Below are 17560 nucleotides of genomic sequence, written 5' to 3'. Positions count from 1 at the left end.
TTACGGGGAGTCAACTGTTATAGTCTTTTAGCGCCAGACTGTTACTTTTTTCAGCCTGATGGCTCCCCTAAAATTGGCAGATACCCTGTATTGTCAACTCTCATGAAGGCAAAAAATGACCGAGATACAGCGCCTGCTTACCGCCACCATCGACGATCTTAACCTCCGCGAAAAGCGCGACAATCGCCCGCGCTTTAGCATTAGCTTTATTCGCAAACATCCTGGACTGTTTGTCGCCATGTATGCCGCCTGGCTGGCGACGCTTGTTGTGATGCTGAAGTCCGAAACGCTGGTGGACTCCGTCTGGCTGCTGGTTGTACTGTTTGTCGTCTTTAACGCCTTTTTCTTTTTCGACGTGAATCCGCGCTACCGTTACGAAGATATCGACGTGCTCGATTTCCGGGTCTGCTATAACGGCGAATGGTACAACACGCGTTACGTGCCAGAGGAGCTGATCGAAAACATTATGCACTCTCCGGCGGTAGAAGCCGGGCAAAAAGAGAAACTGCAGAAAATGGTCTCCACCAAAGGTCAGCTCTCTTTCTATGATGTCTTTACCCTTTCCCGCCCTGCTGCTGCGTAATTAACGTCTGCAGGCGTCGGATCCCCGGCGCAAACTGAGAAGCAGAGGTATTGCCGTAACCTAAAACCAGACCGGTTTGCCCCTGCTTCGCCTCCAGGTAGTACCCGCTCAGCGCAGCGGGTGCCAGCTGAAACGCCCTCGCCTGCTCTACCAGCCTCTGGTCGTCAATACCGTCTATCGCCAGCGTCAGATGCATTCCCCCTTCGCCTGCCAGAATGCGGTGCGGAGAATAAAGCTCTGCGCACAGCACCTCACGCAGCTGGCGGTAGCGCTTACGGTAGAGCCTACGCATGGCGGCAAGATGACGGGCGTAATGACCTTCTTCAATAAACAGCGCCAGGGTACGCTGCTCCGCACGATGTCCCCCGCGCAGCAGCGAGCCGATGGCCGGGCGAGCCGCTTTCGCCAGCGCTGGCGGTAACACCATGAACCCCATTCTGAGCGAGGGAAAAAGCGTTTTACTGAACGTACCCAGATATACAACGGGCGCATTATTGACCATTCCCAGCATCGCCGGTACGGGCTCACCGGCATAGCGGAACTCGCTGTCGTAATCGTCTTCAATGATCCACGCGTTGTGCTGCCGGGCCAGCTCCAGCAGCGCCAGCCGCCGCCGCGCGCTGAGCACGCTCCCGTAAGGGAACTGATGCGAAGGTGAGGTAAAAATCAGTGAAGGAGCAGGCGCATCCAGCCCTTCCCAGCACATTCCCTCGTCATCTACCGGTATTCCCGTCATTGACAGGCCGGTTTTAACAAACGCACTCTTTGCCCCGCTATAGCCGGGGTTTTCTACCCAGGCGACATCGCCAGACTCGCTTAACAGAATTGTGCAGAGATTGACGCCCTCAAGCGCTCCTTCGGTTATCACTATCTGGCTGGCGTCGCAGTCGATACCGCGAGACAGGGCGAGATGCCGGGCAATCGCGGCCCGCAGCGACGGCTCGCCGGTCGGGTCGCCATAGCCTAACAGGGCACTCCCCTCCTCGCGCAGGACGCGATCGTACAATCGCCGCCACAGCGGCAAGGGGAAATAGTTAATAGCAGGCGTTCCCGGCGTAAACGCCATCACCGGGGTGTCGCGCGGCACGGGCGCGGACAGCAGGGCAACCCGTTTTGTCAGCCTGACGTCAGGATCCGGCAATGCCCGGGCAATCGTACGATGAGCGAATTGCCCCACCCGCGTACCCTGACGGTTACGCAGCAAATAGCCTTCGAGCGCGAGCTGATCCAGCGCCGCATTGACGGTGTTTCGGGAAACCGAGATCTGCTGCGCCAGCGTTCGCGAACCGGGCAGCTGGCTGCCGGACCGAAGCCTTCCGCCCAGTATGGCCTCCCGCAAAGCGAGATAGAGCGCGCGCTGGAGCGTCTCTTGCCCACGCTTTTTCAGCGCAGCATGGAGCAAAGCGTAAAGCTCATCACCCGGTATATTCATCTTCCCTCCTTGTGGTACCAGAAAAACATAGCCTGGTGGTTCTTTTTAAGGAACCAGCAATTCACTAATCTGGAGATCTTTTCAACGTCACGGAAATAAAGATGAATACATTCAATGCGTTTGGGCAGCCCGTAGGTGAAGCCCTTATCGACTGGCAGCCTCGTCAGCACCCGTCCCGAGTGGTCCTTCAGGGTCACTATTGTCGGCTTGAGCCGCTGCGCGTGGAGCATGCCCACGCGTTGTTCTCCGCCTATTCCCTGGCCGAAGATACCCGCAGCTGGACGTGGCTGCTGCGTGAACCCGATGCCACCGCAGAGGAGTTTGCCGAATGGGTGGCGAGCGTAAGTGAGTTATCCGATCCCATCCACTTTACCGTTATGGATAACCGGACCCAGTCTCCTGTCGGTACGCTTTCCCTGATGCGGATCGATCCTAAAAACGGGGTCGTGGAAGTGGGGCACGTTCACTTCTCTCCTCTGTTAAGCCGCACGCCAGGGTCGACAGAAGCGCAGTATCTGCTGATGCGGTACGTGTTCGATACCCTGGGGTACCGGCGCTATGAGTGGAAGTGCAATAGCCTGAACGAGCCTTCCCGCAAAGCGGCGCTGCGTCTGGGCTTTCAGTTTGAGGGACGCTTTCGTCAGGCACTGGTCATAAAAGGCCGTAACCGGGATACCGACTGGTTTTCGATTCTCGACAAAGAGTGGCCGGCGCTGGCTAACGCCTTTGAAAGCTGGCTTGCCACCGACAATTTTACTGCCGATGGCAAACAGAAAAGATCCCTGGAAAGCTGGCGAGAAACGCGCGTTTAACGTCTTTTTTTACGTCCCTGAACCGCCTTAAAGCGCGGATTGGATTTGCAAATCACATATAAGCGTCCCTTGCGTTTGACTATCTGGCAATCCGGGTGACGCTGCTTTGCACTGCGTAATGAGTTAAGTACCTGCATGGTTAGCCCCGCTTCGCATTGAGAAAACCGCCAAAACGCTTGCGGAAGCGCGCTGCGCTGCCGTCCGTGGAGAACGTTTTCTGCTTACCGGTATAAAACGGGTGCGATTTTGAAGAAACCTCGATGGTGATGTACGGATACGTTTCACCGTCGAGTTCAATTTCGCGGTCGGTTTTAATGGTTGAGCCTACTTTAAAGTATTCATTGGCACTGGTGTCGTGGAATACCACGGTGCGATAGGCTGGGTGGATATCGGGTTTCATCGTAAATCCTTTATGTTTTGTTATAACATTACAAAATAATATCCAGGCCAGTTTGAAAAAACAACCCCCTCTCGCCTGGCGATATTTTCTCATTTGCCTGAGATAAAATGAAAACCATGCCAACCACGTGCTATAACTATATCATTTCGCGGTAAAATCTTTCTCTTCAGGCAGGGAACTCAATGCCCAGGAACGGGTGTACGAGGAAGGACACGACAGCATGAAAACCCGACATCTGGTCAGTCTGGTGACTGGCGTACTTATCTTTTCAGTGCTGGTCCCCATTTGCCTGAGCATCTGGCTGGCCCACCGCCAGGCGGAAGATAAATTCGCCGATGCGCTGGATAACTATGCCTCCCGCGTGCTGGTACGCACCGACAGGGTTGTAGACCAGGCAAAGGAAGCACTCGATCACCTGCAGGCTTTTGAGGGAGTGCCATGTAGCCCCTTGCAATTGAGGGAAATGCGCCGGGTCGCTTTCTCGTGGCGATATGTCCAGGAAGTAATTTATATCGACAACCTTCGACCGCTCTGCTCCTCCCTGGAGCAGACCAGTCATGCGCCCCCTTTTCCCCCTCCAATGCGCATTACCGAAGATGGTTACAGCGCGTGGCTGACCACGCAAAACGATCTTGGGTTTAACCGCTACATGACGGTGCTGGGAAAAGGCCACTACCTTGTCATGATCGATCCTGCCTCGCTGGTGGACGTGATCCCTTTCGGCGAGATAGCGATTGATGCCGCCCTGGTAGGAAGCACAACGCACCGCATATTCGCCAGCAGCAGCAAGCTTGATTCTCACATCCGCGACATGGTTCAGGAGCGGGGTGTGAAAAGCGTGCAGTACAACGGTTCAATGTACGTTATGAAGTCTGTACCTGAGCTTGGATTTACCGTCGTCGCATGGGCAACGCTCAAACCGCTGGCTGAAACCTGGCACCGGCAGCTTCTTTTCTGGTTACCGTTCGGCATGTTGATAAGCCTGCTCGCCGCACTGTTTGTCCTGCGGATCCTGCGGCGTATCCAGTCGCCGCGCAATCGCCTGCTGGATGCCATTCACAGCCGGGATTTTGTGGTTCACTATCAGCCCATCGTGGCACTCTGTAGCGGAAAAATCGTGGGCGCAGAAGCGCTGACGCGCTGGCCCCAGCCGGACGGAAGTAGCCTCTCGCCGGATATTTTTGTCCCCCTTGCCGAGCAAACGGGGCTCATCTCGCAGCTGACGCAGCTCGTCATCGAAAAGGTGTTTGAAGATATGGGACACTGGCTGCAGCGTCATCCGGATCAGCATATCTCCATAAACCTCGCCCCTGCCGATTTAACCTCCGGCATCCTGCCGCCTCTGCTGAGTCAGCTCCTGAACAAGTGGCAGATCCACCCCCGGCAAATCGCCCTGGAGCTCACCGAGCGCGGCTTTGCCGATCCCAAAATTAGCGCACCGGCTATCGCCGCATTCCGTCGTTCGGGCCACCCTGTCTATATTGATGATTTTGGCACGGGCTATTCCAGCCTGAGCTATCTGCAGGATCTGGACGTCGACACGCTAAAAATTGATAAATCTTTCGTGGATGCGCTGGAGTATAAAAACGTGACGCCGCACATCATTGAAATAGCGAAGTCGCTGAAGCTGGCGATGGTAGCGGAGGGCGTCGAAACCGCAGGACAGCTCGCCTGGCTACACCGCCACGGCGTGCAGTACGGTCAGGGATGGTTTTACAGTAAAGCGCTGCCAAAGACGGAATTTATTCTTTGGGCAGAAAATAACCTCGGCATGCACTCTACTTAAGATAGGATTTCATCACCCGCAACACCACGCCAAGATCGGCTTCACGCTGCGCTTCTTCAGGCTCTTTCACCACATGATCGGTTAAATGCCCTTCGATCACCTGCATCATCATGCCATTGACCGCCCCGCGGATCGCCGCCAGCTGCTGTAACACCTCGGCGCATTCGTGATCGCTGTTGAGCATTTTTTCCAGCGCGGTGCTCTGCCCCTGAATTTTCTTCAGGCGAGTCAGTAACATCTTCTTGTCGCGAACGGTATGTGACATCTCTGTATTCCTTATTTTTTGGCTTTTAAAGCATATCACGCTCTACTCCCCCTGAGTATTTTTCTACTGGGGGGTAGTATTGAGCTACTGGGGGGGAGTAGTATCTCCGCACGCTTTCCACTCCGGAATTTCCCATGACCGATTTTGCTTCACTTCTTCCGCAGGGCAATGCCTGGCTGTTTGTTCCCAGCGCTATCCTGCTCGGTGCGCTACATGGCCTGGAACCGGGCCATTCAAAAACAATGATGGCCGCCTTTATTGTGGCCATCCGCGGCACGCTGAAACAGGCGGTGTTGCTCGGCCTGGCGGCCACGCTCTCCCATACGGCGGTGGTCTGGCTCGTTGCGATGGCGGGATTATGGTTTGGTCGGGGCTGGGATGCGCACACGTCCGAACCCTGGTTCCAGCTGATCTCCGGAGTGCTGATCGTTGCGATCGCCCTGTGGATGGCGTGGCGAACCTGGAAAGAGAGCCAGCCGCACGATCATCATCATCACGATCATGATTACCACCACCATGACCATGACCACCACCATGACCATGACCATGACCACCATCATGATCATCATCATCACCATGAACACTCGCTGGTTGAAGAAGAGTGGCAGGACGCCCACCAGCGCGCTCACGCGCAGGATATTAACCGGCGCTTCAGCGGTCAAAATGTCACCACAGGACAGATCGTGATGTTTGGCCTGACCGGCGGGCTTATCCCCTGCCCGGCGTCCATCACCGTGCTGCTGATCTGCCTGCAGCTGAAGCATTTCGCCCTCGGCGCGACGCTGGTGTTCAGCTTCAGTATTGGTCTGGCGTTAACGCTGGTCGCTTCCGGCGCGATTGCCGCCTTAAGCCTCAAGCACGCGACCAAACGCTGGCCCGGGTTTAGCGAATTCTCCCGTAAAGCGCCTTGGATCTCCGCTGCGCTGATTACCATAGTAGGGATTTACATGAGCCTGCATGGCCTGAGCGGCATTCTGGCGTAAAACTGCGGCCACGCTCTGTGGCCGCATCTTCATGGGCAGTTAAGGGTTCTGCTGCCAGCTGAAGGTATAGCGAAGCTGGCGTGTCTGCAGGAGGAATTCCGGCGAGACGCTGGGGCTCCAGGAGTCGTCGCCGCCCACGCCCATATGGAACGCATCGAGATTGAGCCAGCATCCCGGCTCTTCCCGCAGCAGGTGATGATGGGTGGTCTCACGCAGCTGCTGCTGGCCGTAGCGGCTCACCGAGAAATGGAACCGGCCGTTCAGCTGATGCGTTCCCACAACAAGCTCCCGGGTATCGCAGCGCAAACCATTTTCCGTCGGGAAGATATACGGCGTGTGCATGGCCTCGAGAGGTAATGTCCAGCGCCCCTGCTGCGCCGCCAGCTTTCTGTCCGGGTAGTTTTCATGCGGCCCCAGACCCAGCCAGTGAACGTTTTCCGGCGTTTCGGCAAGATGAACGCTCAGGCCAACGCGCGCGGGTTCAGGAATATCAGACGCAACATCAATCTGAATATCGCCATGCAGAACGCCCCGATCGTCCACCCGCCAGACTTTACGGCTCATGAACAGGGCTTTGCCGCGATACTCAAGCGCGTGCTGGGTTGTGACCACCACCTCGCCTGCGTGCTGCTCAGCCTCACAGTGCAGCACGCGCGAGGTGAGATCGTACATGCCCGCCGCTTTCCAGCGTTCAACCCAGGCGTTCGGATCGATTTGCGTCGCTTCACTCACGCCAATGTCATTATCCAGCGGCGCGCGGCTGACGTTGTCCGTCAGAGGTGAAAGGAGCGTTTCAACGCCGTTTCGCCACCACTGGGACAGGTTTCCGGTTGCGCAATCGAACTGCCAGCGCTGTTGACGATGGGCGATCTCCAGGATGCGATCGGTTTGCGTTAACACTGGAGGCTCGCCCGCCGGGAGCGGCGGAGCAAGAAAGAGCGGAGCCGGAAGCGGCCACTGCTCCCACGCGCAGCGATGGTCTGCCGGCGCCCACGGCGTTGCCCGCGGCTGGCGGACTTCAACGTTCAGCCAGACCTCACCCGGCCCGGCGTTCAGCGCCGGCAGGTCAATCTCCAGACGCTGGATGCCTTCAGGCGCCATCGAGAGCGTCACCTCGCCCGCGGCCAGCACGTCCCCGTCCCGGGCAACCGTCCAGTTCAGCACTTCGTTATCGGTGTGGCGGAACAGGTAGCCGCTTTGCACCTCAATCACCAGCGGAGAGGTGCTGACCCGCGTAAAGGTAAAGAACTGCTGGGCGCGCTGCGCCTCGTACAGCGCCGGATGCGGCGAGCGATCGGGGAACACCAGCCCGTTTAGACAGAACTGCCGATCGTTCGGCTTATCGCCGAAGTCTCCGCCGTAGGCCCAGAACGCGTTGCCCTTTTCGTCCCGTTTCGTCAGGGCCTGATCGACCCAGTCCCAGACAAACCCGCCCTGCAGGCGAGGATGGCTACGAAACGCTTCCCAGTATTTCGCAAACCCGCCGAAGCTATTTCCCATCGCGTGGGCGTATTCACAGAGGATCAGCGGGCGCGTTTCGTCCGGCATGCCGATCCATTTCTTGATTGACCATTTAGGCACAGCCGGGAAGGGCTGATCCCGATCGACCCGGGCGTACATCGGACAGACAATATCGGTCGCCGCCGTGTTCGCGCCGCCGCCTTCATACTGCACCGGGCGCGTAGGATCGGTGGTTTTCAGCCAGCGGTACAGCGCATCGTGATTCGCGCCGTGGCCCGACTCATTGCCCAGAGACCAGATGATAACCGAAGGATGATTACGATCGCGCTGCACCATGCGGGTCACGCGCTCGCTCATGGCGGGCAGCCAGCGCGGATCGTCAGCAAGGCGGCTCATCGGCACCATGCCGTGCGTTTCGATATTGGCTTCGTCAACGACGTACAGCCCGTAGCGGTCGCAAAGCCGGTACCACATGGGATGGTTCGGGTAGTGCGAGCAGCGCACGGCGTTGAAGTTGTGCTGCTTCATGATTTCGATATCGCGGCGCATGGTCGCTTCGTCCATCACCTGGCCGTTTTCCGGGTGATGCTCGTGCCGGTTAACCCCGCGGATCAGCAGCGGTTTACCGTTAAGCTTCAGCAGGCCATTGCTAATCTCAACGCGGCGGAAGCCCACGTCGCACGCCTCAACCTCCAGCACCTCACCCTGCGGGTTAAGAAGCGCAATCGTCAGGCGATACAGTTCTGGCGTTTCAGCGCTCCAGAGCGCGGGCTGGTCAACGGGGATCGCCGCCGTTAAGCGCTCTGCCCAGCTGCCGCGCTCGTCGACGATGGCCGATCCTGGACGCCGGGAAACGCTGGCGCATTTTTCACCCGTGCGCCACAGGGTCATGACCACCTCGCCGTCCGCAAAGCCAGCGCCTGCCAGCGTGACATCCACCTTCAGCACCGCGCGGTCCAGCTCCGCATTCAGGTCCGTCACCACGTGATAATCGGCAATCTGCGTATCGGGTTTATGCAGCAAGGTCACATCGCGGAAGATGCCGCTCATGCGCCACATGTCCTGATCTTCCAGATAGCTGCCGTCGCACCAGCGCAATACCATGACCGCCAGGCGGTTCTGCCCGGGGCGTAATGCCGCCGAGAGGTCAAACTCAGCGGGCAATCGGCTGTCCTGGGAATAGCCCATCCACTGACCGTTGCACCAGAGATGGAACGCCGAGTTCACGCCTTCGAAGATGATGCGGGTCTGCCCGCTCCGGAGCCAGGCATCATCCACCTCAAATGTGAGCGAGTAACAACCGGTCGGGTTTTCCTGCGGCACGAAAGGCGGGTTAACGGGGATGGGATAGGTGACATTGGTATAGATGGGCGTGTCGAACCCCTGCATCTGCCAGTTAGACGGCACGGGCATCGCAACGGCATCTGCGCAATCTTCGGTTACCCATGCCTGAGGAACCCGCTCCGGCGCAGAAAAATAGCTAAACCGCCATAGCCCGTTGAGAGAGTGCCTGCTGGCGGATCCAGCGTCCTCTCTGGCAGAGGGCTCATTGCGCCAGCTGTGCAACGGCGCGTGTGCGGCCAGACGATTCCACTGGGTGACGCCAGGATTTTCCCAGTCCCGACGGGCCAGAATGGCGCTGAGGGTCAGCGGTGAAGTGGTGGACATAGTAACCTCTTTGCGAAGCGCTCACAATTTTGGTTAACATGCCCTGGCACCGGGCAACGGTAAAGCGTTCAATCGCGGGGTAGCGAGTCCGATCACAAAGTTTTATTTGCGGGCAATCTGCTCGGCAAGCAGTGCCAGGCTTCTGAGCTGCTGCGCCAGATCCTCGCGTTCGGCCTGCTTAGGGTTGCGCCGCGCGCTGGAATGACGAGTAACCAGCGTCACCGGCAGCTGAACCTGCCGGCACGCTTCGCCCCCGGAAGACGCCAGCAGCCACTCCACGCTGCGTTCGCCCGCCTCGCGAAACGCCTGACGAATGGTCGTCAGCGGCGGGGAGAACCAGGCGCTGTCGGCCGTATCGTCAAACCCAACCACCGAAAGCTGGCCAGGGATTGCGATACCTTTTTCCGCGCAGGCGCGCATCACCCCGAGCGCCATCTGATCGTTCGCCACCAGAATCGCGTCCGGTAATGCCGCCCCCGACAGCAGCACGTGTCCCTTCTCATAACCGCTGGCCGCGCTCCAGTCACCGTAGGCCACAGCCGCCGCGTTAAGACCCGCCTGCGCCAGCGTCGCTTTCCAGCCCGCCAGGCGCGCCCGCGCAGAGACCGAGCTTTCCGGCCCGCTCAGCAGGGCAATGCGCTGGTGCCCCAGCGAAAGCAGATGCTCAACGCCCAGACGCGCCCCCTGCTCCGCGTTAAACACGAGGCTGTTTACCCGCGCTGAGGGCGCCACATCGAGGAACAGCACCGGGACGGGTGACGCCAGCGCCCCGAGCTCTTCGGCGAGTGGATCGTCAAGCGGCACATTCACCAGCAGCGCGTCTACCCGCTGTGCCAGCAGCGTCTGAAGCGCGGCCTGACACTGCCGGGGTTGCTCCACCATGGAAATCAGGACGCTCGCCCCCTGTTCCGCCGCACGCGATTTGACCGCCGACACAATTTGCGAAGGCGCGTGCAGGGCCAGGTCGGTGGTGATGAGGCCCAGCGTACGGGTGCGTTTCCCCGCCAGCTGCTGCGCCCGAAGGTTAGGAACGTAGTGCAGCTCCGCCATCGCCTGCTGCACCTTTTCTCGCGTGCGGGCAGACACATGTTCCGCGTCGTTAATGACGCGGGAAACGGTCTGATAAGAAACCCCTGCAAGGAGGGCGACATCATAGAGAGTGATTGCTTTCATGCTTTCTGGCATCGCGATTTTCGAAGCGTCTATTCTGGCACAGCGACGCCGTTAAAACATGTGAGCGCTTCGCAAAATTAAACAACCCGCTCCGGCTGGGGTATTTCCGCAATGCGTGGCTTCTGGCGGAACCAGGGCAGACAGAGCTGGATAAGCGGGCCAATGGTCAGAGCATACAGTACGGTTCCCACCCCAAACGTGCCGCCAAGCACGCACCCAATCAGCAGAACGGACACTTCAATTGAGGTACGCACGCTGCGAATGGACCACCCCAGCCGGGCGTGAATGCCTGTCATCAGGCCGTCGCGCGGGCCAGGCCCGAAACCGGCCCCGATGTACATGCTGGTCGCAATCGCGTTCATCACGATGCCCGACACCAGGAAAGCGATTCGAACGGCTAGCGAATCCAGTTCCGGGATAAGCGCCATGCTGGCGTCCGCCGCCAGACCGATACAAATCACGTTGCTGATCGTGCCAAGGCCCGGCATCTGGCGCAGCGGGATCCACAGCAGCAGCACCGCAGCGCCGGTCACAATGATTACCGTCCCGATAGTCATCCCCAGCTGCATCCCCACCCCGAGGTGAAACACATCCCAGGGATCGACACCCAAATCGGAACGAATAAACATCGCGGTGGAAAGGCCATACAGTCCTAAACCGACATAGAGTTGTAGCAGACGACGTACCATTTTTATCTTCTCCAGTGAACCAGGCTTTCATCCTGACCTAAAATGGCACTATGATTAATATCCAGTTTTCAAATAGTGGACTGCATATGTCATCACGTCGTTTCGGAAGTCAGTCTCTGGTACGCCTTTTAGGCCACTGGCAGCAAGCCTCATCCCGCACCCCGCTCTGGCGACAGCTGGCCGACGCGCTGCGTTTGTTAATCCTCGATGGACGTCTGGCTTTGAATACGCGTCTACCGGGCGAGCGTGAGCTGGCCTCCGCGCTGGACGTGAGCCGAACCACCGTCAGCAGCGCCCTCGCCCACCTGCGTGAAGAAGGGTACCTTGAAAGCCGCCACGGCAGCGGGTCACGGGTCATTCTCCCTGACACGCGCGCCGTTCCTACCCTTTCAGCGGCGAGCGCCGCACTGGATCTCTCCACTGCCGCCCTGAATGCCGGGCCGGAGATCCATCAGGCTTATACCCATGCGCTCACGGCCATTACCCCGCATCTCTCGCTGACGGGCTACGATCAGCTTGGGCTGCCGACGCTGCGGGAGGCCATCGCTGCGCGCTACACCGCGCGGGGTCTTCCCACCCGCGCAGATGAAGTGATGGTGGTCAATGGTGCCGTCAGCGGCTTTGCGCTGGTACTGCGGATGATGACCGGGCCGGGGGACCGCGTCGTGGTCGATCATCCCACCTATCCGCTGGCGATTGCCGCCATTCAGGGGGCGCAATGTCGGCCAGTCGGGGTGTCGCTGCCGGAAACCGGCTGGGATACGGATGGCTTTGCCGCAACGCTTGCCCAGACGGCGCCGCGCCTGGCCTACCTGATGCCAGATTTTCATAATCCGACCGGGCGCTGTATGGATATCGCCACCCGTCAGGCCATCACGGATATTGCAGCCCAAACCCGCACGGCGCTGGTGGTGGATGAAACGATGGTGGATCTCTGGTTTGATGCGCCTCCCCCGCCACCGCTGGCCGCCTTTAACCCGCAGGCCACCGTCATCACCTTAGGCTCTGCCGGTAAAAGCTTCTGGGGCGGGCTGCGTCTCGGCTGGATCCGTGCCTCATCGCGCATCATCGCCACGCTTGCCCAGACGCGGGATACCCTGGATTTAGGCTCGCCGCTGCTGGAACAGCTGGCAATGCAATGGCTCATTAATAACAGCGAGACGTTTCTGCCCGCCCGTCGGAAGATGCTGGCAGAACGGCGCGATCGCTGTGGTGAACTGCTGCGTGAACATTTCCCGGAGTGGAAATTCCACGAGGCGGAAGGCGGGCTCTCTTACTGGATAGAGCTCCCGGGCATGCTGGCGACACAGCTTGCCGCACGGGCAGAAATAATCGGGATTAACCTGGGAACCGGGACGCGATTTGGTTTATCAGGGGCGTTTGACCGCTATTTACGTATGCCCTTCTCGCTGGAATCGACAGAGCTTGAGCAGGCGTTACTGAGGATCAAACCGTTATGGCTCGCCCTGAATAAAAACGTGCCATCGTTAAAACGCAGCGTGATCTAATATTAAAATATTTGAAGCAGATCATAAAATAAAAACTGCTGACTGTAACATATGCAGTCAGCAGTTTTCACTGGTCAGGGTTTAATGCTGAGGTGGAATAGGAAAGCCTTTTAGTGAAATAACGAAGTTATCACCGTCTTTCTTTATTTTTGCACCCGTATCACACCAGTCAGACGCAATACGAAAGAACTCATCGCTTCCAACATTCCAGCCAAGACGTACATGCTTCACGTAGCCTGAACGCAACAGATCGCAGGCCTCGTTGTAGTCACTGGCGGTTGACAGTTGTTGTTTCATTTTCTCTTCTTCAGAAGTTTACGTAGAGCCTTGATTTCTTTAGGAGTAAAAGGAGAAACACTCTCTTCTTCCGTATGCTGATTATCAATATCCTCTTCCGATACTCCCGCCTCTTCTACTGCTTCGAACGCCAGCAGCAGCAGTTTCTCTGTCGTCACGCTTAAATTCTCGTTATTGACTTCCGCATAGTGGCGAAGTCTTTCTTTTAGCGCGTCATCAATCTTAACGTTTAATACCGCTGTAGCCATGTTTGTCACTTCCCTTCGGAATAAGTACTTTATTTAATACACGAACTTAACAATGTTATCCAGATATATATTTTTTTGAGTTATGGAAGAAAATAACCGTCCGATTATAAAATGACAGTCTATTATTACAGGTTTATGACAATAATATTTCATTTCAATGAAATATATATTACACAATATAGACGTAGTTTTATTGTGGAGAAATGATGTAAGGGAGAGGTGAAGCAGAAGAATCTTATGAGGCCACAAATGGGTGGGGGCCCTGCCAGCTACATCCCGGCACACACGTCGTCTGCCCTGGCTGCTTCCTTCCGGACCTGACCTGGTGAACAGAGTAGCGTTGCGGGAGAACCAACAGAGCCCCCATTGAGAGCGTTGATAACCAACGCGCTGGCGCATTATCCCTGTGCTAAGACCCAATTGCAAGCGACCAGAAACCGGATGCTGGTTTCTTGCACAAACAGGCGCAGCAATCATGAAGATCTTCGTTTACCATAGCTTTCCAGACACTCCCTAGAGGTAAAGGTATGGACGAACACGACTCCTTTCCACAGCGCGTATGGCAAATCGTGGCCTCAATCCCGGAAGGCTACGTCACCACCTATGGTGATGTCGCGCGTCTGGCCGGTTCCCCGCGCGCGGCGCGACAGGTTGGCGGCGTCCTGAAACGGCTGCCGGAAGGCAGTACGCTGCCCTGGCATCGGGTGGTGAATCGTCATGGCGCCATTTCGCTCACCGGGCCGGATCTTCAGCGTCAGCGTCAGGCGTTACTTTCAGAAGGGGTGCAGGTGTCAGGGTCGGGTCAGATCGATTTGCAGAAGTTTCGCTGGGTGTATTGACCCCTCTCCCGGAGGAGAGGGGAAATGCAGAAATTACATCTGAGTCGGTGGGGTTGGCAGGGACGGCTGATTGGTCTGCGGTGCGACCGGCACTTCGGTCTGCTGTACCGGCACCAGGTTCAGGTCGATTTTTGTCCCACCGTTGTTGATCGCTTCCTGGACCGTATCGGTGATAAACACCAGCTTGCCGTTGATGGTTACCGCTGCGCTCAGCAGGATACGGGCGTTAGGCTGCACGTCCGACGGGTTATACGGCAACACGAAGCTAAACGGCGCCTGCTTGCCTTCAGTACGAACGGCACGCTGGGCCACAACTTTCGACGGTGCGTCGGCCAGAGAAGCATCAGACAGCGTTACGGTTAATACCGCATCCGGCGGCAGCGCAACTTTCTGTTTAATCCAGATGGTACCGGAAACATTAGGCTGCTGAATGGATTGCTGTGAAAGGGTATTAATCCCGTTCGGGTCGGCTGCTGGTACCGGCACCTGGGCACTCTTACCGGCACAGGCGGACAACGCCACCGCAATAGCTACACCACTTAGCATGGGCACGAGTTTCATTGAAGTCTCCTTATCAATGCACCAGCGGGATCGATCCCATCCGATGTCGTTTCAATCACATAACGTATCTAAGTGTGGCACAGATCACCGATTTATGCCTGAAAACGTGCCGATATTCAGATTATTCTACCCATCGGACCACTTTCATTTCTGCGTTATACTCTGCCTATCTTTCGCTACGGCGTTTATTGAGGACAACTATGAGTCAGGCACTGAACAATCTGCTGACATTACTGAATCTGGAAAAAATTGAGGAAGGACTCTTTCGCGGACAGAGCGAAGATCTCGGCTTACGCCAGGTCTTCGGGGGGCAAGTCGTCGGACAGGCACTGTACGCAGCAAAGGAGACTGTCCCGGCAGACCGTCTGGTGCATTCATTCCACAGCTACTTCTTACGCCCTGGCGATAGCGCAAAACCGATTGTGTATGACGTTGAAGTCCTGCGAGACGGCAACAGCTTCAGCGCACGCCGCGTAGCGGCCATTCAGAGCGGCAAGCCGATCTTTTACATGACCGCCTCTTTCCAGGCGCCGGAATCCGGCTACGAGCATCAAAAAGTGATGCCCCCGGCTCCGTCACCCGACTCTTTAAAGTCAGAGACGGATATCGCCCGCGCGCTGGCGCATCTGCTTCCGCCGCAGGTCAAAGAGAAGTTTCTCTGCGATAAGCCGCTGGAGATCCGCCCGGTTGAGTTCCACAACCCGATGAAAGGCCATACCGCCGAGCCGAAGCGCCAGGTCTGGATCCGGGCTAACGGGACCGTGCCGGAAGATTTCCGCGTGCATCAGTATCTGCTGGGCTATGCGTCAGATTTCAACTTCCTGCCGGTGGCGCTGCAGCCGCACGGCGTTGGTTTCCTGGAAAAAGGGATGCAGGTTGCGACGATCGATCACTCCATGTGGTTCCACCGTCCGTTCAACATGAATGAGTGGCTGCTTTACAGCGTGGAGAGTACGTCAGCGTCGAGCGCGCGTGGGTTTGTGCGTGGGGAGTTTTATACTCAGGACGGCGTGCTGGTCGCGTCTACGGTGCAGGAAGGGGTAATGCGTAATCGCGGGTGATTGTGTACAGCCTGATGCCCTCACCCTGACCCTCTCCCACCGGGAGAGGGAATAGACATTAAAAACGGCAACCGAAGTTGCCGTTTTGCTGTTTATCAGGCGTTATACGCATTCTCGCCGTGGCTGTTGACGTCCAGACCTTCGCGCTCCTGCTCTTCCGGTACGCGCAGACCCACCGTCATATCCGCCAGCTTATAGCCAATGAAAGCGACAACGGCAGACCAGACAACGGTGATTGCAATACTTTCCAGCTGCACCAGCACCTGATGAACCATGGTCACGCCTTCTGCGTAGCCCACGCCACCGAGCGATTTCGCGGCGAAGATACCGGTCATGATACAACCCACGATACCGCACACGCCGTGAACACCAAACACATCGCATGGGTCGTCAACGCGCAGCACACGTTTCAGTGCGGTCACGCCCCACAGACCCGCCAGACCGGACACCAGGCCGACCAGCAGCGCGCCACCCACGCCGACATAACCACACGCTGGCGTAATGCCAACCAAACCGGCAATGGCACCCGAACAGGCACCCAGCAGAGACGGTTTACCGCGTACAGCCCACTCGCCAAACACCCAGGAGAGGATTGCACCCGCCGTGGCCACAACGGTGTTCACGAAGGCCAGCGCGGCGATTTCGTTTGCTGCACTTGCCGAGCCGGCGTTGAAGCCAAACCAGCCAAAGTAGAGGATAGCCGTACCGGTAAACACCATCGGCAGGTTGTGCGGTTTGAACGCTTCTTTACCGAAGCCCACGCGTTTGCCAATCAGGTAGGCGCCCACCAGGCCCGCTACCGCGGCGTTGATGTGAACAACCGTACCGCCCGCGAAGTCCAGCGCGCCGTGCGTTGCCAGCAGACCGCCACCCCAGACCATGTGCGCAATCGGCACATAGGAGAGCGTCATCCAGACCACCACGAAGATCAGCACGGCAGAGAAACGAATACGCTCGGCGAGCGCGCCCACAATCAGCCCGACGGTAATGCAGGCGAAGGAGCCCTGGAACGCAACGTGGATATACTGATAGAAGCTGCCCATCAGCGCGGTCAGCTCAATATTTTTCAGCATCACCCAGTCGAAGTTACCAAAGAACGCGTTGCCCGTGCCGAACGCCAGCGAGTAACCGTAAACCACCCACAGCACGCAGACCAGTGCGAACGTCACGGCTACCTGCGTCAGCATGGAGAGAACGTTTTTGCCACGGATCAGGCCGCCGTAGAACAGCGCAATGCCCGGAATTGACATGAACAGCACCAGCGCGGTGCTGATCATCATAAAGGCGTTATCGGCTTTGTCGACCACCGCAGGGGTAGCAGCCAGCGCCAGGCCCGGCAGCAGCGCCAGCGAACCCAGACCCGTTTTGAGTGTTGCTATCTTCATTTTCTCGATCCCTATCACTGTGTGCCAGGAGTTACTTACAGAGCCGCTTCGTCAGATTCGCCGGTACGGATGCGAATGACGCGCTGCAGTTCGGCAACGAAAATTTTGCCGTCGCCAATTTTGCCGGTATAGGCCGCTTTGCTAATGACATCAATGACTTCATCAAGCTGATCGTCAGCAATCGCGACATCAATTTTTACTTTTGGCAGAAAGTTAACGCTGTATTCCGCCCCGCGATAAAGCTCGGCATGACCCTTCTGACGACCAAAGCCTTTCACTTCGGTGACAGTCAGTCCCTGAATACCCATTGAAGACAACGCTTCACGCACGTCTTCGAGTTTGAATGGTTTGATTACAACCGTAACCAGCTTCATAGATCCCCTCCAGTCAGAATTCGGTAATGGCCGCA

19 protein-coding genes and 1 other RNA gene are annotated in these 17560 nt (G+C 57.3%); 7 read left to right on the top strand and 13 right to left on the bottom strand.

Annotated features, from left to right (window positions below; genetic code table 11):
* Window positions 1-115: 115 nt before the first annotated feature.
* Window positions 116-583 carry a YlaC family protein gene (locus tag SPG90_RS00850; RefSeq protein WP_045400719.1) on the top strand — a complete coding sequence of 156 codons (468 nt, stop codon included), beginning with the start codon at window positions 116-118 and terminating at the stop codon, window positions 581-583.
* On the opposite strand, the gene SPG90_RS00845 is transcribed toward SPG90_RS00850, so the two are convergent.
* Window positions 555-2015, bottom strand: a complete 1461-nt coding sequence (locus SPG90_RS00845; RefSeq protein ID WP_163353518.1) for a PLP-dependent aminotransferase family protein — start codon at window positions 2013-2015, stop codon at window positions 555-557. The two genes, SPG90_RS00850 and SPG90_RS00845, sit on opposite strands and share 29 nt — an antisense overlap.
* Before the next feature lie 101 nt (window positions 2016-2116).
* On the opposite strand from SPG90_RS00845, the gene SPG90_RS00840 reads away from it, so the two are divergent.
* Window positions 2117-2827 (top strand): GNAT family N-acetyltransferase, encoded by a 711-nt coding sequence (locus SPG90_RS00840; RefSeq protein WP_023310596.1) that lies wholly within the window; start codon window positions 2117-2119, stop codon window positions 2825-2827.
* On the opposite strand, the gene ykgO is transcribed toward SPG90_RS00840, so the two are convergent.
* Together ykgO and SPG90_RS00830 are read right to left on the bottom strand one after the other, a co-directional pair.
* Window positions 2824-2964, bottom strand: coding sequence for a type B 50S ribosomal protein L36 (ykgO, locus tag SPG90_RS00835; protein ID WP_003859006.1), 141 nt, complete (start codon window positions 2962-2964; stop codon window positions 2824-2826). The two genes, SPG90_RS00840 and ykgO, sit on opposite strands and share 4 nt — an antisense overlap.
* A 2-nt stretch (window positions 2965-2966) precedes the next feature.
* On the bottom strand, window positions 2967-3227 hold the full coding sequence (locus SPG90_RS00830) for a type B 50S ribosomal protein L31 (protein ID WP_010428154.1): 261 nt from the start codon (window positions 3225-3227) through the stop codon (window positions 2967-2969).
* A gap of 220 nt (window positions 3228-3447) precedes the next feature.
* Here SPG90_RS00830 and SPG90_RS00825 point away from each other — a divergent pair, with 220 nt between their 5' ends.
* Window positions 3448-5013, top strand: coding sequence for an EAL domain-containing protein (locus tag SPG90_RS00825; protein WP_248161544.1), 1566 nt, complete (start codon window positions 3448-3450; stop codon window positions 5011-5013).
* On the opposite strand, the gene SPG90_RS00820 is transcribed toward SPG90_RS00825, so the two are convergent.
* On the bottom strand, window positions 5006-5278 hold the full coding sequence (locus tag SPG90_RS00820) for a metal-sensing transcriptional repressor (protein ID WP_023310594.1): 273 nt from the start codon (window positions 5276-5278) through the stop codon (window positions 5006-5008). The genes SPG90_RS00825 and SPG90_RS00820 overlap by 8 nt on opposite strands.
* A 134-nt stretch (window positions 5279-5412) precedes the next feature.
* Here SPG90_RS00820 and SPG90_RS00815 point away from each other — a divergent pair, with 134 nt between their 5' ends.
* A complete protein-coding gene (locus tag SPG90_RS00815) occupies window positions 5413-6261 on the top strand; it encodes a nickel/cobalt efflux protein RcnA (RefSeq protein WP_322407833.1) in 849 nt (282 codons plus the stop codon).
* 39 nt (window positions 6262-6300) lie between these two features.
* Here SPG90_RS00815 and SPG90_RS00810 read toward each other — a convergent pair whose 3' ends face one another.
* The 3 genes from SPG90_RS00810 to SPG90_RS00800 form a co-directional block, all read right to left on the bottom strand.
* The gene (locus tag SPG90_RS00810; protein WP_322407832.1) at window positions 6301-9390 is read right to left on the bottom strand and encodes a beta-galactosidase; all 3090 of its coding nucleotides are present in this window, start codon (window positions 9388-9390) and stop codon (window positions 6301-6303) included.
* Between the two features lie 102 nt (window positions 9391-9492).
* Complete coding sequence (locus SPG90_RS00805) at window positions 9493-10563, bottom strand: LacI family DNA-binding transcriptional regulator (RefSeq protein WP_045400700.1); 1071 nt, start codon at window positions 10561-10563, stop codon at window positions 9493-9495.
* A gap of 77 nt (window positions 10564-10640) precedes the next feature.
* On the bottom strand, window positions 10641-11252 hold the full coding sequence (locus SPG90_RS00800; protein WP_047173818.1) for a YczE/YyaS/YitT family protein: 612 nt from the start codon (window positions 11250-11252) through the stop codon (window positions 10641-10643).
* Window positions 11253-11338: 86 nt separating this feature from the next.
* Here SPG90_RS00800 and SPG90_RS00795 point away from each other — a divergent pair, with 86 nt between their 5' ends.
* On the top strand, window positions 11339-12760 hold the full coding sequence (locus tag SPG90_RS00795; RefSeq protein WP_063409824.1) for a PLP-dependent aminotransferase family protein: 1422 nt from the start codon (window positions 11339-11341) through the stop codon (window positions 12758-12760).
* Between the two features lie 81 nt (window positions 12761-12841).
* Here the strand turns inward: SPG90_RS00795 and SPG90_RS00790 are convergent, their stop codons facing one another.
* The 3 genes from SPG90_RS00790 to ffs form a co-directional block, all read right to left on the bottom strand.
* On the bottom strand, window positions 12842-13057 hold the full coding sequence (locus SPG90_RS00790; protein WP_023310588.1) for a hypothetical protein: 216 nt from the start codon (window positions 13055-13057) through the stop codon (window positions 12842-12844).
* Window positions 13054-13305, bottom strand: coding sequence for a hypothetical protein (locus SPG90_RS00785; RefSeq protein ID WP_023310587.1), 252 nt, complete (start codon window positions 13303-13305; stop codon window positions 13054-13056). Before SPG90_RS00785 ends, SPG90_RS00790 begins: the two co-directional genes overlap by 4 nt.
* A 260-nt stretch (window positions 13306-13565) precedes the next feature.
* Window positions 13566-13662: signal recognition particle sRNA small type (gene ffs / locus SPG90_RS00780), an RNA gene on the bottom strand.
* Between the two features lie 170 nt (window positions 13663-13832).
* Here ffs and SPG90_RS00775 point away from each other — a divergent pair.
* Window positions 13833-14144: an MGMT family protein gene (locus SPG90_RS00775; RefSeq protein ID WP_029741631.1), complete on the top strand. Its 312-nt coding sequence runs from the start codon at window positions 13833-13835 to the stop codon at window positions 14142-14144.
* Window positions 14145-14177: 33 nt separating this feature from the next.
* Here SPG90_RS00775 and SPG90_RS00770 read toward each other — a convergent pair whose 3' ends face one another.
* Entirely contained in the window at window positions 14178-14705 is a 528-nt protein-coding gene (locus SPG90_RS00770) for a YbaY family lipoprotein (RefSeq protein WP_008503301.1), read from the bottom strand.
* Between the two features lie 200 nt (window positions 14706-14905).
* Here SPG90_RS00770 and tesB point away from each other — a divergent pair, with 200 nt between their 5' ends.
* Window positions 14906-15766, top strand: coding sequence for an acyl-CoA thioesterase II (gene tesB / locus SPG90_RS00765; protein WP_045400695.1), 861 nt, complete (start codon window positions 14906-14908; stop codon window positions 15764-15766).
* A gap of 95 nt (window positions 15767-15861) precedes the next feature.
* Here tesB and amtB read toward each other — a convergent pair whose 3' ends face one another.
* Together amtB and glnK are read right to left on the bottom strand one after the other, a co-directional pair.
* Entirely contained in the window at window positions 15862-17151 is a 1290-nt protein-coding gene (gene amtB / locus SPG90_RS00760; protein ID WP_023310584.1) for an ammonium transporter AmtB, read from the bottom strand.
* 35 nt (window positions 17152-17186) lie between these two features.
* Window positions 17187-17525, bottom strand: a complete 339-nt coding sequence (glnK, locus tag SPG90_RS00755) for a P-II family nitrogen regulator (protein ID WP_008503304.1) — start codon at window positions 17523-17525, stop codon at window positions 17187-17189.
* Between the last annotated feature and the right edge of the window lie 35 nt (window positions 17526-17560).

The organism is Enterobacter sp. D2, assembly GCF_034427575.1.
Lineage (GTDB): Bacteria > Pseudomonadota > Gammaproteobacteria > Enterobacterales > Enterobacteriaceae > Enterobacter > Enterobacter cloacae_M.
Note: the sequence above shows the minus strand (reverse complement) of the source record. Positions and strands in the feature narration are given on the sequence as shown.